This window comes from Delftia sp. CH05 (assembly GCF_009827015.1).
Lineage (GTDB): Bacteria > Pseudomonadota > Gammaproteobacteria > Burkholderiales > Burkholderiaceae_C > Comamonas > Comamonas tsuruhatensis.
In genome coordinates this window covers 211,475-226,999 of the sequence record NZ_WUMG01000004.1, presented here as the reverse complement: position 1 = coordinate 226,999, position 15,525 = coordinate 211,475, and the positions used below count along the sequence as shown (strand labels likewise).

Genomic DNA, 15,525 nt, shown 5'->3' with positions numbered 1-15,525 from the left:
CGGCTGGCGGCTATGCTCAGGCCATGCTGCGCATTCCCACATCCACCGCATTGCCACTGTTCGATACAGTGGCCACACGCACCCTGGAACAGCAGGCCGCGGCCCGACTGCCCGAACACTGCCTCATGCAGCGCGCAGGCATGGGGCTGGCACGCCTGGCACGCGCCATCGCCCCTCACGCCAACCGCATCTGGATCGCCTGCGGCCCTGGGAACAACGGCGGAGATGGCTTGCAGGCAGCCGCCTGGCTTCAACAGCACCTGAACACGATGCCGGCACGATCCTGCAATTGCCGCATCCTGGTCAGCTGCGTGCGCGAACGCGACCGCATGCCCGCCGACGCGCGTGCCGCATGGGATGCAGCCCACAAGGCCGGCGTGCAATGGATCGCCCACATGCCCCCTGACATGGGGCCTCAGGATCTGTGCATTGATGCCTTGCTCGGCATCGGCCTGCGCCGACCCGACACGGCAAGCCCACCCACCCGAAAAGATGACCGATTGCTGCCGCTGCTGCGCAGCCTGCAGTCCGGCATCAGCCCCGTCCTTTGCGTGGACATCGCATCCGGCCTGGATGCCGACACCGGGCAATACCTGTCTGGATTCGAGCCCATGAACCTCCCGGTCAGCGCACGGCATACGCTGGCTCTGCTGACACTGCATCCCGGCCTGTTCACAGGAAGCGGCCGCGACGCCTGCGGCCAGATATGGTGGGACGATCTGGACACAGGACTGGCAAGCAGCGCGCCACCCTTCGCCATCTCACCGTGCGCACAACTTTTCTCCCCGGAAGCCCGCGCCCCGCGTCCGCATGCCAGCCATAAGGGGAGCTTTGGCGACGTGGCCATTCTGGGCGGAGAGGGGCTGGAATACCGCGGCCTGTCCATGACCGGCGCCGCCTGGCTGGCCGCACTGGCAGCCTTGCACGGCGGGGCGGGACGCGTGATGCTGGCACTGCTCGATGCCTCGCACGGGTCAGGCCAGGCCATCTCCCCCTGGCCCGAAATCATGTTGCGCAGCCCCGAAGCACAAGACTGGCGCGGCGCCACCGTCGTGTGCGGATGTGGCGGCGGCATGGCGGTGCGCGCCTGGCTGCCCCAAATTCTGGATCAGGCGCCCAGGCTGGTACTGGACGCAGACGCACTGAACGCGGTTGCCGAAGATGAGTCGCTGGCCCTGCTTCTGAAAGAACGCAGCCGACGCAGCCAGCACACGGTGCTGACACCGCACCCGCTGGAGGCCGCCCGCCTGCTGAACATGAGCACTGCCCAGGTCCAGGCCCTGCGACTTTCAGCAGCCAGGCAACTGGCGCTGCAATTCCACTGCACTGCGTTGCTGAAGGGCTCGGGCACCGTGATCGCCGGACCGCAGGGCGACGGCAATGCATCGCCGCCCTGCTGGATCAACCCCACAGGCAACGCCCGGCTGTCCACCGGAGGAACCGGAGATGTTCTCGCCGGGCTGATTGCCGCGCTATGGGCGCAAGGGCTGGACCCCGCGCAGGCCGCAACACTGGCGGCCTGGCGCCACGGCCATGCGGCAGACCAATGGCCTTCGCAAATGCCGTTCAGCGCCAGCGCGCTGGCCCAGCGGCTGGGCCAATAGACGCCCTCAGGGCTTGCGCCGGGGCTTGGATGTCTTGCCTGCCACCTTGGACTTGACGGCCCCCAAGGCCTTCTTACCCAAGGCGCGCAGCGCCTGCACCGGCGATGGCGGCGGCAACTGCGGCAGACCGTGGTCAGCATCGACGGCGACAGACTTGCGCGCTTCAGCCGCCCTGCCCCTGCGGGAGGCGCGTGCCGCAGGTGCGGACGAACCTGGCACCACGGCCGGCTCACTCACGTCGCTTTGACGCACTGGCGCGGCCGGGCGGGACTGGGCACTCGCATATTCAGCCTCCAGCGCGGCCAGGTTCACGCCCTTGACCATGGCCTTCTTGGACGCCTTGCGCCCCTGCTTGCCGGAAGACACCGCGCCGTCGGATTCAGACCGGGCTCCGCCGGCACCACCGGAGTTACGCTGCGCACGCTTTTCCTTGGCGTCGCGGCGCCCCCATTTTTCGCCCTGATGGGCTTCCGTGCGCGCCGGCGCCCTGCCGGAACGACCCGAAGCCGGCTGCTCTTCGCCGTCGCGCACCAGGCGGAAATCGATGCGCCGGCCATCCAGGTCCACACGGCTGACCTGAACGCGCAGCCGCGTACCTATGCCGTAGCGGATGCCCGAGCGCTCGCCCCGCAGTTCCTGGCGCGCCTCATCAAAGCGGAAGTAGTCCCCCCCCAGCTCGGTGATGTGGACCAGACCCTCCACATACATGGCATCGAGCGTGACGAAGATGCCGAAGGTGGTGACCGCAGAGACCACGCCTGCGAACTCCTCCCCCAGATGCTCACGCATGTACTTGCACTTGAGCCAAGCCTCGACATCTCGGCTGGCCTCATCGGCGCGGCGCTCGTTCGCGCTGCAGTGCAGGCCTGCAGCCTCCCAGGCCTGGACCTCGGCGGCGGGCGCGCGCTTGCGCGGCTTCTGGCCGGGTGCACTGACACGCGAGGCCAGACGCTTGGCCAGCTTGGCTTCGGCCTCTCCAGGCGTGGGCAGCTCGGGCAGGCGATAGTGCGTGCCTTCAAGCTCGGCCTTGATCACGCGGTGCACGAGCAAGTCGGGATAGCGGCGAATCGGACTGGTGAAGTGCGTATAGGCATCGAAGGCCAGCCCGAAGTGGCCCGAATTTTCAGGCGTGTAGAAGGCCTGCATCATCGAGCGCAGCAGCATGGTGTGGATCTGCTGGGCATCAGGCCGGTCCTTGGTGGCATTGGCAATGGCCTGGAATTCGGACGTGGCCGGATTCTCGCCAAGCGCCATACCCACTCCCATGGCCTTGAGGTAGTTGCGCAGGATGTCCTGCTTCTCCAGCGAGGGCTTGTCGTGCACGCGGAACAGGCCAACGCGGCCGCTGTGCTCGATGAAGTCCGCGCTGCAGACGTTGGCGGCCAGCATGGCCTCCTCGATCAGCTTGTGCGCCTCGTTGCGCGTGCGCGGCACGATCTTCTCGATGCGGCCGTTCTCGTCACAGACGATCTGCGTCTCCGTGGTCTCGAAGTCCACGGCGCCGCGTGCTTCGCGCGACTTGAGCAGCGCCTGGTACACCCCATGCAGATTCAGCAAGTCGCCCACGCGATCGGAGCGCTTGGCAGCCTCCGGGCCACGCGTATTGGCCAGGATGGCAGCCACCTCGTTATAGGTGAAGCGCGCATGGCTGTGCATCACCGCGGGGTAGAACTGATAGGCATGGATATCGCCCTTTGCAGTGATCAGCATGTCGCAGACCATGCACAGGCGATCCACATCGGGATTGAGCGAGCACAGGCCATTGCTGAGCTTCTCGGGCAGCATGGGGATCACGCGGCGCGGGAAATAGACGCTGGTGGCACGGTCATAGGCATCGATATCGATGGCACTGCCCGTGGTCACGTAGTGACTCACATCGGCAATCGCCACCAGCAGGCGCCAGCCCTTGCCGCGCCCGACCTTGGCAGGCTCGCAGTAGACGGCGTCGTCGAAGTCGCGCGCATCCTCGCCATCGATGGTGACCAGGGGCACATCGGTCAGATCGATGCGATTCTTGCGATCGGCAGGCCGCACCCTGTCCGGCAGGGCCTTGGCCTGTGCCAGGCAGGCATCGGAAAACACATGGGGCACGCCGTACTTGCGCACCGCAATCTCGATCTCCATGCCGGGATCGTCGACCTCACCGAGCACTTCAATGATGCGCCCCACGGGCTGGCCGAACAGTGCAGGCGCCTCGGTCAACTCCACCACGACCACCTGCCCGATCTTGGCCGAACCCGTCGCGTTGGCAGGGATCAGGATGTCCTGGCCATAGCGCTTGTCTTCGGGAGCGACCAGATACACGCCGCTTTCCTGCAAGAAGCGGCCAATGATGTTGTGCGCAGGCCGCTCGATGATCTCGACCACGCGGCCTTCAGGCCTGCCGCGGCGGTCCTGCCGCACGATGCGAACCTTGACACGGTCCTTGTGCAGCACCGCACGCATTTCATTGGGAGGAAGGAAGATGTCGCCTTCGCCGTCATCACGGATGACGAAGCCATGTCCGTCGCGGTGCCCCTGCACACTGCCCCCGATTTCGTCGTTCGCGTCGGCACTTTTTGCGTGAGGGTTCATTTTCTTGGTATACAATCTAAATCTTTCCTGAGATGCCCAGGTGGCGGAATTGGTAGACGCACTAGTTTCAGGTACTAGCGGGTAACTCCGTGGAGGTTCGAGTCCTCTCCTGGGCACCAAGTTTAACGACAACCTGCAGAGGTTGCGGTGAACTGAGGAACTATCTTCACAAGAAGGTGGCTCCCTGGCTTCATGACTTGGCCGATCACAGTCTCAAGAAAAAAATCGAAGATCAGGACTTCGCTGCAAAAAAATGCAGTAGAATTTCAGCTTCAGCAAGCCCAGGTGGCGGAATTGGTAGACGCACTAGTTTCAGGTACTAGCGGGTAACTCCGTGGAGGTTCGAGTCCTCTCCTGGGCACCAAACATGAAAAGGCCGTTGCACATGCAACGGCCTTTTTCTTTGCCGTTTCCGAAAAGCGACGTCACGCGCCTCTCGCCAGAAAAATTTCACGAAAATCTTTGCAAGCCTGCCCGGCACATCGCTTTCGCGCTATATAATTTGCGTACTCTGAAATGCCCAGGTGGCGGAATTGGTAGACGCACTAGTTTCAGGTACTAGCGGGTAACTCCGTGGAGGTTCGAGTCCTCTCCTGGGCACCAAACATGAAAAGGCCGTTGCACATGCAACGGCCTTTTTCTTTTTCGATCCCGATAGTCGACGGACCCGCGCTTCACACCGCAAAAAGTTCACGAAAATCTTTGCAAGCCGGCCCGGCACGTCGCTTTCGCGCTATATAATTTGCGTACTCTGAAATGCCCAGGTGGCGGAATTGGTAGACGCACTAGTTTCAGGTACTAGCGGGTAACTCCGTGGAGGTTCGAGTCCTCTCCTGGGCACCAAACATGAAAAGGCCGTTGCACATGCAACGGCCTTTTTGCTTGGGTGCGTACACGGATGCCTCCATCCCAAGCACCATCAGGTATCGGCAGGGTCAAAAAAAGGGAGCCGACGGCTCCCTTTCTTGACGATGAGGGTCTCAACCCCACCCCGTCACTTGCGCAGCAGTTGCTTGAGCACGTTCTGCAGGCGGCGTGCGGTGGCGTCATCGCGTGCCGATGCCAGCACCCGCGCGGCATCGCTGCCCCAGGTTTCCTGCGGGGCCGGATCGTTGCGGCGCGTCAGCAGTTGCAGCTGCAGGGCACGGCGGGCGCTCAGATGCTCTGCAGGCGTGGGCACGTCGGCAGCCATTTCAAGGCGCAGCAGGGCTTCACCCGCATCACCCTTGGGCGCCTGGGCCAGTGCCTGCGACCAGGCGCTGCGCACTTGCGCAGACACGCGACCGCCGAGCTGCTGGGCCGCCGGAATCTGCGTAGCGTCACGCGATTCCCAGGCTGCCATCAGCTGGGTCAGCGCTTCGCCATGGGCCTGGGCCGCGAGCTTGCGCAGAGCGTCCTGCGCATGCTCCATGGCTTCACGCTGGGCACGGAAGGCCGGATCGGCCAGGCGCGGACCGCGCTCTTCACGCGGTTCGCGGCCAAAGCGGCCATTGTCACGGTTGTCGCGTCCGTCCCTTCCATCGCGGCCACGGCCACCGTCGCGGCGGTCGCCAGGACGGGCAGCGCGCGCACCACCCTCTTCCTTCTTCATGCCGGGACGATCATCCCCGCGCACGGCAATCACGGGGCGCACCGGCGCCGGCTTCGCTTGCGATTCTTCCGAGCCGGCCGCAGCCACTGGCGCCTGTTCCGGCTGGGCAGCGTTGACGGAGGCATCGGCACGGCCGCGCAGCGCCTGCTCCAGAGCCTCCACCGCAGCGCGGATTTGCTGCACGTCACCCGATGTGTTGGCAGCTTCCACGGCCTGCGAAGCCTCCAGTACGCGGCGGTCATGGTCGCTGAGCTGCACGGCTGCGGCCCGGGAACCACGCTCGCTGCCCTTGCGGTTGAAAGCCTCGTCCAGGGGCTTGCGGAAGGCGTCCCACAGCTTTTGCTCGTGCTTGCGATCCAGCGGCACGGCCTGCGCCTCGGCCTGCCAGCGCTGCTGCAGTGCCTTGACGGCATCGATGCGCAGGCTGGGTGCGGCGCCCAGCGCCGTGGCCTCGTCGATCATGGCGTGGCGGCGCTGCAGGCTGGCCTTTTGCGCAGCATGCAGCGGAGCCTCGGCCAGGGCCATGGCCTGCTTGAACTGGGGCTGCAGCTCGGCAAACAGTTTCTCACCGATATGACCGCTCTCGCGCCAGCGTTCAGCGAACTGGCGCAATGCGCGGGCCGCACCCTTGAGATCTTCGCTGGCGGCCTGCTGCGCTGCCCAGGCCTTGATCTCTTCGATCAGCGCCAGGCGCTGTGCCTTGGACTGGGTGGTTTCCGTGCGCAGCTTGTCGTGCCAGGACTCGACCACCTTGTGGGCCGCGTTGCAGGCTTCGTCAAACTTCTTCCAGAGAGCGTGGTTGGCCGCGCTGCCCTGGTCGGCCAGCTTCCACTGCTCACGCAGGCTGCGCAGGGATTCCTGGATCTTGCGACCGCCCAGCGCCTGGCCTTCGGGACGGTTCAGCAGAGCTTCCGCCTTGGCAACCAGCTCCTCACGCAGCTTGTCTGCGTTCTGGCGCGGCCAGCCTTCGGCTTCGCCTGCTGCCAAGAGGGCCTCGTGCACCTTGGTGACCAGTGCGTCGTCCACCAGACGACCATGGGCCTTGATGGCGGCACGCACGGCTTGCACGGCAGCGGAGCCAGCCTTGCTTTCGCCAGCAGCCGTCTCGGCCTGGAGCTGTTCCAGCGCCTGGGTCAGGGCAGCGCTGGCGGCAGCCACCTGCTCAGGCGACGTCTTGGCCTTGGGCTGCGCTGCGCTGCGGCCGGCAGGCGCTGGCTTGGACGGCTCGGCGGCCGCTGCCTCGGGAGGCAGGCCACGCGCCACACGCAGTTCATCGGCCCACACGGGCACGGTGGGCAGCGGGGCTGCTTCGTCCGCTGCGGCGGCCTCGGTCAGCGCAAGGGCAGACTGGAACGCATCCCAGACAAGGATCAGCTGTGCGCTGGCGGCTTCCAGCTGGGGCGGGAAGCGTCCATCCACGCTGGCCCAGTTGGCATCGCCGGTGAGCTCGCCAGCCTGCTCCTGCCAGCGGGCCACGTCGGCGCGCAGGTTGTCGAGCACAGCCTGGGCGTCGCGCCATGGCTTGGTGGACAGGACTTCGATGCGCTGGGCCAGCAAGACAGCCACTTCGCGCTGGACCTGCACGCGATGCTGCAGTTCCTCGATGGCCTTGACGCGCTCGGCCAGTTGGGCCTTGTACTGCGACAGCGGCTCACGCGACAGCGGGGCGCCTGCCTTGGCGGCGTCGCGCTGCCAGGCGATGGCGTCGGCGGCATTGAAGGGCGATGCGACCAGCAGTGCCTGGGCCTTTTCAGCCCATTCCACTGCGATCTTTTCCTGGTCCTTGGTGCGGCGGATTTCATCCAGACGCTCACGCACGGCGCGGGCCGCGCTCTTGTCGCGCGCGCTCAGCTCCTTGAGGACGTCCTGCAATTGCTCGACCGAAGGCTGGGTTGCCAGCCAGTCGCGGATGCGCGAGGCGCGATCACCCGAGGTTTCGGCGGAGAAGGCACCGCCCGTGAGCACATCCAAGGGGTGTTGTTCAGGATTCTTGGCAGAAGCAGGGCTCACTTCAGGTGCATCGGACATGGTGCTGCGGGGGGAAAGAGAAGACATGAATCAATCGTTGAATGCCTGGCTGCCGCGGGCCGCCAGACGCGGCCGGCCGGGCTGCATGCGGGCATGCTAGCCGGGCCGGGAAAACCATATTCTCGCCGTTATTTGAAGCGGAGCCAAAACCGGGCTACTGTGCGGACAGGCTGAGCTGGGCGCGCGGGCTCCATTCCTGGTCGTCGGAATCCAGTTTCGGGGCCCCGAGAAACAGGCGCTCGAGCGGCAACTGCTGCTGCGCCAGATAGTCGCGAACGGCCACACCGCGCGCCAGCGCCAGCTCGCGCATGGCATCGTCGGGCACGGTGATCTGCTCCAGCAGCAGGCTGCGCATCTGGTCGGTGGGCAAGTCCTTGGCCATGCCGATGACATTGCGCGGCTTGGCAAAGTCGGCACGGCTGTAAAGCGCCTTGGTCAAAGCCGGCACTTCGGCAGCAGGCAACTCGGTCACCGATTCTGCCGATTTGCCCTCGCGCAGCACCTGGCGGCGTTTCTGGGCCAGCAACAGGCGGTCGAGTTCGGCCTGCTTCCAGGCCTCCTTGTCCTGGGCCTCGCGCGCCTCGCCGATCACGGTGAGCCTGAGGGCCGGGCGCTCCTTGAGGGAGGCGACCACCTTGTCCAGGCTTTCGCGGGCCTTGGCATCGATCTGGGATCGGCCCGGCGCAAAGGCCACCACGCCCGACTCGCTGCTGCCGCCAAATGCGCCCGACAGCAGCGAGAACGGCGAGGTGACGGCCTTCATGATCAGGTTGCCGATGATCTTGAAGATGACTGGCGCCAACCTGAATTGCGGGTCGTTGAGCGAGCCGCTGACCGGCAGGTCCAGGTCGATGACGCCGTTGCGGTCGGCCAGCAATGCCACGGCCAGGCGCACGGGCAGCGAGGCCGGCGCACCTTCGACGGCTTCGCCGAAGGTGAGCTGGTGCAGCACCAGCTTGTTGCGCGCCGTGAGCTGGCCATCGGGCTCGATCTTGTAGCTGACATCCATGCTGAGCTTGCCGCGCTCGATGCCATGGCCCGCGTACTTGATGGAGTACGGCGATAGCGGCGGCAGCTCCAGATCGCGCATCTGGGCGCGTATGTCCAGGGCCAGCGGCTTGGCCAGCGGATTGACCTGGCCGGTGATCTCCAGCGAAGCCGTGCCCTGGGCGCGGCCGCGCAGCTCCACATCCGCCAGTTGCGGCCCCTGCTCCCCGGCCGGCTGTTCGGACGAGAAGGCGCTCAGGCGGCCGGCCAGCTCGCTGAGGTCAGCCGAGTAGTTGGGCTGGATGAAGTAGTCGGAGAACTGCACCTTGCCGCCCGTCAGCACGATGGGGCCGATCTTGATGACCGGTGCAGGCCCGGAAGCGGCCTTCGGCGGGACGGGCTCGGCAGGAGCCGCCGCGCCATCCGCAGCCGGCGCGGTGTTTTGCTCCAGGGACTGCTGAGACTGGGCCGACTTGACGATGTCCTGCAGATTGATGCGGCCATTGCGCTGCACGATCACGCGTGCGAAGAAGTCGCTGAGCGCCGTCTCGCGCACGCTCAGGCGCAGCGGCTGGGCGGGCTGCATCTGCAGGTCCAGGCCACGCACGGCCAAGGTTTTCCAGGCGACGAGTTCATCGCGCAGGCCCAGGCCCAAGGCAGCCGATCGAGCCTTGGCCCGGTCGGCCGTGGATTCGCTGAGCACGGCTGCCACGGCGCCTGCGGCCGTGCTGGGTGCGCCCTGCCCCGCAGCCTCACCCCCGGCTTGCACGGGCGAGGCCAGCGCGGAACGCATGCGCAGATCCACCAGTTCGACATCGCCCTGCACCATCAGCTCGGGGCCGGCAGGCTGGCTGGCAAAGCGCAGCTGACCCAGGAAATTGCCATCGGCACGCACCAGCTCCACATTGAGCATGTCGGCAAAGTAGGGCTCCAGCGCGTGCAGCGGCAGGCTGCGCGCCTGCAGCCTGCCCTGAAGCGACAGTGGCGCCAGTCCCAGATCGCCGCGCAGGCTCAGCGAGCCTGCCTGGACACGCCGGCCCGAGCCGACCTGGGCGGACAGCTCCAACGGCGTGGGAGCGGACTTGGCCGCCAGCGGCTCGATGGCGCCCAAGCGCAGGCGCAGTGAACTCAGATCCAGGGATACGGTGCGCGCCGAATCGGCGTTGCGCACGGGCGCTTCGTCACGCAGCGCAACGGCACCACCGTCCACTTCCACGGCCTGCAGCCTCAGACCCCAGGGCCTGGGCTTGTCCTTGGCGGGGTCCGGCGTCGCAGGTGCCGAGGATGCGGGTGGCAGCCATTGCTCATACATCCACCGGCCCTGGGCGTCGCGCGACACGCCCAGCTGCGGCTTTTGCAGCGCCAGGCGCCCCACGGAAACCTGCTGGCTGGCCAGATTGACCTGTACCTGCTCCAGCTGCAGGCGCGCGATGTCGACCGGCGCGGCCTTGTCCTTGAGGCTCAACTGCTCCACGCCCAGCTCGGCCACCTGCACCACCATGGCGGAGCCGCTCCAGCCCAGGCCGGCGTCGGTGCTCAGCAGACCGGTCAGCTCCGGCTTGAGATGGGCAGACAGATACGGCGCCGCCAGTTGCAGAGGCAACTGCCGCGCGGAGACGGCCAGTTGCCCCTGCCTGTCGGTCATGGCGCCGCTCAGCCTCAGTTCGGCAGGTTTTGCACCCTCTCCTGCCGCTGCAGACTGCACCTGCATGCCAGCATCAAATTGCAAAGGCTGCTCCAGCGGCCAGCGGACATCACGCACTTCCAATGACAGCTGGCGCGCCTGAAGCGCCGCACCCGACTGGCCTGCGCCGGGCGACGCATCGCGCCAATGCACCGTGGCATCGGCAATGGCCAGCCTGTCCAGGCTCACCTTCCAGGGCTGGGGCGCATCGGAGGCAGGCTTTTCCACTGCCGGACTGGAATCGGAGGCAGAGCGACTGCCCATCGCCATCCAGTTGATGCGGCCTTGCGCATCACGGGCCGCGAAAATCTCTGGAGCGCTCCACTGCACGGACTCCAGCTCCACCACCGACTGCAGGGGCTGCACGTTCTTGAGCACGGCCGCCAGGCGCTCGAAACGCAGCAGGGGCGCCTCATCGCGGTCAAGCAACTCGGCACCGGACAGGCTGACCTCGCCGGTGATCCGCACCACGGCCTGCTCGGCCTGCTCAAAGGAGATGTGCAGATTGGTATCCAGCACGCCGGAGCGCGGCTTGACGGGAGCATTGGCGGGCACATAGCCCAGGTAAGGCGTCAGGTCCACGCCCTGCCAGCTCAGATCGACGGCCGTCTGGCGCTGGTCGGTGAAAGGCGTGCTCTGGGCACTGGATTCAAAGCGGCTGCCGTTGAGTGCGAAGGACAGGTGCGGCAGCACCTTGATCTCGCGCTTGGACTCCAGATTGCTGATGAACGGCAGCTTCAGCTGCAGCTGATCCAGCATGTGCTCACGCTGCTGGACATCGTCCTGCAATTGCACGCGGCCGTCGCGCAGCGCAATGTTGTACAGCGCAAAGCCCAAGGGCTTGGCCGGCGGCGTATCGCTGGGCTCGGCCAGCCGGGCCAGCACATCATCCACATCGAAGTGCCCCAGGCTCTGCTGCGTGAGGCGCAGCACCGGCGCATCGACCTCGATGGCATCCAGGACAGGCGCCAGCCTGAAGAGGGACTGGATACTGGCATTCACATAGATGCGGTCGACCTGCAGCTGTGGCGACGACGGCGCGGGTTCTGCCTGCCCTGCGCCCGCCGACTGGCTTTTGGCAATGCGCAGATCACGCAGGGTCAGCTCCAGCGACCAGGGCCGGAACTCCACTGCCCCCACATGGACCTGGCGACCCAGCTTGGCCGATGCCTGCTTTTCCAGCTGGCTTTTGGCGACAACGGGCACCAGCGCCCACAGCAGCAGCCACAGCAAAAGAAACGCTGCAAAGGCGATGGCCAGCCTGCGCAGCCAGCGGTGCTTGAAGAGAAGTTGCATGGGGCTCTAATAACTAGTACGGCGCCATCCTGGACAGAGGACGCAGCGGTGGCTGCATTGCATCAGAAATTGGGCTGGCAGCAAGGCCTCAACCCGCATCACCGCACATTTCTTGACGTTGCAGTCACCCTGGAACGACAAAGCCCGGAAGCCTTGAACCGGCTTCCGGGCTTTACGGCAGGCACAAGTCCTGGCCGTTTTCCGCAGTCAAGGAGAGGATGGTCCTTGCTGCTCGGAAGCAAGAGATTGCTTCCAGGAAGGCCGCGGAAGAAGACTTGAACGACTGTGCCCGAACCATCGAACACCACTTTTACCCGTCTTCCACCTTGGCGAGACGACTGCAGGAGCAGTCGCCTCCAATATAGAAGGACGCAGGCCAGGCCTGCCAGTGCTTTTGCATTTCATTGCAATTTCATGAAGCCCTGTACAACCGCCGCAAGCGCCCCACATCGGTAGCACGCAACCTGCTCTCAAACACTCAGAAACTGTGTTTGCATCCATGGTTTGTTATTATTCATCGATCTAACAAACGCACTTCATAGTGTTGACCGTGTATTTGGTGAACTCCTAGAATCCGCCAGCGCTCGAATAGAGCGTTTTTTGTTTCTGCTGCCTCACGACTGAGCAGATCCCGCAGGCCTACAACGCAATGGTGCACCAAGCGCCAGCCTCCCGGATCCGCAGCACCCAATCCAGGGTGTCAGCCTCACCGGCCTTCGCTTCGGCGAAGGCCGTTTCGGGTTGGTGCCCCTAGAAAGGAAAAAGCTATGCCAGCGTCAGGAAAATTTTTCGCCGCCGCGCGAACGTTCGCCATCGATGTGGCCAACGGTTTTCTTGCCATCATCCACAACAGCTTCGCCCTTCTGGGCCTGGCTGTGGCCTTCCTGGCCATTACCTTGTTCGCCCGCCCCGACCTGCGCGATGCCGGAGAGAGCCAGCTGCGCTCCTGGCTGACCGCTCGCCAGATGGCCGAGCTGGGTGCGCCCGTCGAACTCGCGGCCAGCGACCGCGCGACGGCGACCAACCCGAAGAACCTGCCCAAGGATCAGGCGGCCGTGGCCTTCTGGCTCAGCAAGAAGTACCGCGTGGCGCCCGAGCCCATCGCGGCACTGGTCAGCGAGGCCTACGACCTGGGCAAGGTCAACCGCCTGGACCCGACGCTGATCCTGGCCATCATGGCCATCGAGTCCAGCTTCAATCCGTTCGCGCAAAGTGCTGTCGGCGCGCAGGGCCTGATGCAGGTGATGACCACGGTGCATACCGACAAGTACGAGAACTTCGGCGGCCAGAACGCCGCGTTCGACCCCGTCAGCAATCTGCGCGTGGGCGTGCGCGTGCTCAAGGAGTGCATTGAGCGCGCCGGCTCCATCGAAGGTGGCCTGCGCTACTACGTGGGCGCGGCCAACCTGCCCACCGACGGCGGCTATGCCGCCAAGGTGCTGGCCGAGCACCAGCGCCTGCGCATGGCCGCCGGCCTGCGTGCCGTGCCGCTGATGACCGCCAAGATCGAGCAGCCCAAGCAGGCCGTCCAGATCGCAGCCACCAAGCCGGCCACATCCACGGCCGAGGCAGCCGGACCTGCGGCCTCGGCAGCGTCCGCTGGCAACCCGGCAGTGCCGGTCAGCTCGAGCAGCATGTCCGCGCGCACCGAACAGGTGGCCCTGCAGACACAGGAGCCGGCGCTGTAGCCGGAACCACCGACATGGCGCACGAAGCTGGCTAAGGCCAGCTTTTTTCATGCCTGCCTGCACCCGCTGATCTGCCAGGCAGGCGGCTTCGCCAACGCCCCTCGCCTGTCTTCGGCTCCATCAGCTCAGCTACACTAGCGGGGTACGCAACTGGCGATAGGCGCAGCCGCTTCACGCACCGCTGCCGCTGACGTGGAAACCAGCAGAAGGCCTGAAAAGAACCACCTTCTGTGAACCACCGGGGAGCGTACCGCCCAGCCTCCATGCGCACGCGGGATCTGGAGTGTTCCGCCGTTCGCCTGGGCAGCCCTTGGCCTCAAGGGAATTTCAAGTTCACAGGACTGCCATGTTTCAACGCACCAATACCGTCGAGAAGGTCGACGCCGAAGTCTTTGCCGCCATCCAGGCCGAGAACCTGCGTCAACAAGAACATATCGAGCTGATCGCCAGCGAGAACTACTGCTCGCCCGCCGTGATGGAAGCCCAGGGCTCCCAGCTCACCAACAAGTACGCAGAAGGCTATCCGGGCAAGCGCTACTACGGCGGCTGCGAGAACGTCGATGTGGTCGAGCAGCTTGCCATCGACCGTGTCAAGAAGCTGTTCGGCGCCGAGGCAGCCAACGTTCAGCCCAACTCCGGCTCCCAGGCCAACCAGGCCGTGCTGATGGCCTTTGCCAAGCCCGGCGACACCATCATGGGCATGAGCCTGGCCGAAGGCGGCCACCTGACGCACGGCATGCCGCTGAACATGTCGGGCAAGTGGTTCAACGTGGTCTCCTACGGCCTGAACGCCGAAGAAGCCATCGACTACGACAAGATGGAAGCGCTGGCGCGCGAGCACAAGCCCCGCATCATCGTGGCCGGCGCATCGGCCTACGCCCTGGCCATCGACTTCGAGCGCTTCGCCAAGATCGCAAAGGAAGTCGGCGCCATCTTCTGGGTGGACATGGCCCACTACGCCGGCCTGATCGCCGCGGGCGTGTACCCCAACCCCGTGCCCCACGCCGACGTGGTCACCACCACCACGCACAAGAGCCTGCGCGGCCCGCGCGGCGGCGTGATCCTGATGAAGGCCGAGCATGAGAAGGCCATCAACAGCGCCATCTTCCCCGGCCTGCAAGGCGGCCCGCTCATGCACGTCATCGCCGGCAAGGCCGTGGCCTTCAAGGAAGCACTGTCTCCCGAGTTCAAGGTTTACCAGGAGCAGGTCGTGAAGAATGCCAAGGTCGTCGCCGAAACGCTGACGGCCCGCGGCCTGCGCATCGTCTCCGGCCGCACGGAAAGCCACGTCATGCTGGTGGACCTGCGCGCCAAGGGCATTACCGGCAAGGCGGCAGAAGCCGCACTGGGTGCCGCCCACATGACGATCAACAAGAACTCCATCCCCAACGACCCCGAAAAGCCGATGGTGACCAGCGGCATCCGCGTGGGCACGCCCGCCATGACCACGCGCGGCTTCAAGGAAGAGGAAGCCCGCCTGACGGCCAACCTGCTGGCCGACGTGCTGGAGAACCCCAGCGACGAAGCCAACCTGGCTCGCGTGCGCGCCCAGGTGGCCGAGCTGACGGCCCGCTTCCCGGTCTACGGCGCCTGATTTGAGCGCATAGAGGCCTGCCATGAAGTGCCCGTTCTGCAGCCACCCGGACACCCAGGTCGTGGAGACCCGTGAGGCCGAGGATGGGGGCTTCATTCGCCGCCGCCGCCAATGCGGCGGCTGCGACAAGCGCTTCACCACCTATGAGCGGCCCGAGGTCAGCTTCCCCGCCATCGTCAAGAAGGACGGGCGGCGCATCGAGTACGAGCGCGCCAAGCTGCTGGGTTCGTTCAAGATTGCGCTGCGCAAGCGTCCCGTGAGCACGGAGCAGATCGATGCCGCCATCGAGCGCATCGAGGAACGGCTGCGCAACCTGGGCGAGCGCGAAGTGCTCTCCAGCCGCCTGGGCGAGATGGTGATGCGCGAGCTCAAGCTGCTCGACAAGGTCGGCTACATCCGCTACGCCAGCGTCTACCGCAGCTTCGAGGACGTGGACGACTTCAAGAACGTCATGGATGAAGTCCGCAATCCCGGCTGAT

The 15,525-nt window shown here is 65.3% G+C and carries 7 protein-coding genes, 4 tRNA genes and 1 riboswitch; of the genes, 8 read left to right on the top strand and 3 right to left on the bottom strand.

Annotated elements, in window-relative coordinates; translation table 11 throughout:
- Nucleotides 1-23 precede the first annotated feature (23 nt).
- Nucleotides 24-1,604 (top strand): NAD(P)H-hydrate dehydratase, encoded by a 1,581-nt coding sequence (locus tag GRX31_RS06060; protein WP_160851892.1) that lies wholly within the window; start codon nt 24-26, stop codon nt 1,602-1,604.
- 6 nt (nt 1,605-1,610) lie between these two features.
- Here GRX31_RS06060 and rnr read toward each other — a convergent pair whose 3' ends face one another.
- Nucleotides 1,611-4,178 (bottom strand): ribonuclease R, encoded by a 2,568-nt coding sequence (rnr, locus tag GRX31_RS06055; RefSeq protein WP_017404495.1) that lies wholly within the window; start codon nt 4,176-4,178, stop codon nt 1,611-1,613.
- Between the two features lie 34 nt (nt 4,179-4,212).
- Here rnr and GRX31_RS06050 point away from each other — a divergent pair.
- From GRX31_RS06050 to GRX31_RS06035, 4 genes are all read left to right on the top strand, one after another.
- Nucleotides 4,213-4,297 (top strand) — tRNA-Leu (locus tag GRX31_RS06050).
- 160 nt (nt 4,298-4,457) lie between these two features.
- Nucleotides 4,458-4,542, top strand: a tRNA-Leu gene (locus tag GRX31_RS06045).
- 154 nt (nt 4,543-4,696) lie between these two features.
- Nucleotides 4,697-4,781, top strand: a tRNA-Leu gene (locus GRX31_RS06040).
- 155 nt (nt 4,782-4,936) lie between these two features.
- A tRNA-Leu gene (locus tag GRX31_RS06035) sits at nt 4,937-5,021 on the top strand.
- Between the two features lie 151 nt (nt 5,022-5,172).
- Here the strand turns inward: GRX31_RS06035 and GRX31_RS06030 are convergent.
- Both GRX31_RS06030 and GRX31_RS06025 read right to left on the bottom strand, forming a co-directional pair.
- On the bottom strand, nt 5,173-7,797 hold the full coding sequence (locus tag GRX31_RS06030) for a DUF349 domain-containing protein (RefSeq protein ID WP_160851918.1): 2,625 nt from the start codon (nt 7,795-7,797) through the stop codon (nt 5,173-5,175).
- Nucleotides 7,798-7,951: 154 nt separating this feature from the next.
- Nucleotides 7,952-11,764 (bottom strand): DUF748 domain-containing protein, encoded by a 3,813-nt coding sequence (locus tag GRX31_RS06025; RefSeq protein ID WP_160851890.1) that lies wholly within the window; start codon nt 11,762-11,764, stop codon nt 7,952-7,954.
- A 767-nt stretch (nt 11,765-12,531) separates the two neighbouring features.
- On the opposite strand from GRX31_RS06025, the gene GRX31_RS06020 reads away from it, so the two are divergent.
- The 3 genes from GRX31_RS06020 to nrdR all read left to right on the top strand — a co-directional run bounded on the left by GRX31_RS06020 (nt 12,532) and on the right by nrdR (nt 15,524).
- Nucleotides 12,532-13,452, top strand: a complete 921-nt coding sequence (locus GRX31_RS06020) for a lytic transglycosylase domain-containing protein (protein WP_074921369.1) — start codon at nt 12,532-12,534, stop codon at nt 13,450-13,452.
- 136 nt (nt 13,453-13,588) lie between these two features.
- A riboswitch (ZMP/ZTP riboswitch) is annotated at nt 13,589-13,764 on the top strand.
- Nucleotides 13,765-13,798: 34 nt separating this feature from the next.
- Complete coding sequence (glyA, locus tag GRX31_RS06015; protein WP_160851888.1) at nt 13,799-15,046, top strand: serine hydroxymethyltransferase; 1,248 nt, start codon at nt 13,799-13,801, stop codon at nt 15,044-15,046.
- Between the two features lie 22 nt (nt 15,047-15,068).
- The gene (gene nrdR, locus GRX31_RS06010) at nt 15,069-15,524 is read left to right on the top strand and encodes a transcriptional regulator NrdR (RefSeq protein WP_012206755.1); all 456 of its coding nucleotides are present in this window, start codon (nt 15,069-15,071) and stop codon (nt 15,522-15,524) included.
- The last annotated feature ends 1 nt before the right edge of the window (nt 15,525 follow it).

Bases quoted from the DNA above. Each gene is read 5' to 3' on its own strand.
- nrdR (WP_012206755.1), top strand. From the start codon at position 15,069: ATGAAGTGCCCGTTCTGCAGCCACCCGGACACCCAGGTCGTGGAGACC.
- rnr (WP_017404495.1), bottom strand. From the start codon at position 4,178: ATGAACCCTCACGCAAAAAGTGCCGACGCGAACGACGAAATCGGGGGC.
- GRX31_RS06025 (WP_160851890.1), bottom strand. From the start codon at position 11,764: ATGCAACTTCTCTTCAAGCACCGCTGGCTGCGCAGGCTGGCCATCGCC.
- glyA (WP_160851888.1), top strand. From the start codon at position 13,799: ATGTTTCAACGCACCAATACCGTCGAGAAGGTCGACGCCGAAGTCTTT.
- GRX31_RS06060 (WP_160851892.1), top strand. From the start codon at position 24: ATGCTGCGCATTCCCACATCCACCGCATTGCCACTGTTCGATACAGTG.
- GRX31_RS06030 (WP_160851918.1), bottom strand. From the start codon at position 7,797: ATGTCCGATGCACCTGAAGTGAGCCCTGCTTCTGCCAAGAATCCTGAA.
- GRX31_RS06020 (WP_074921369.1), top strand. From the start codon at position 12,532: ATGCCAGCGTCAGGAAAATTTTTCGCCGCCGCGCGAACGTTCGCCATC.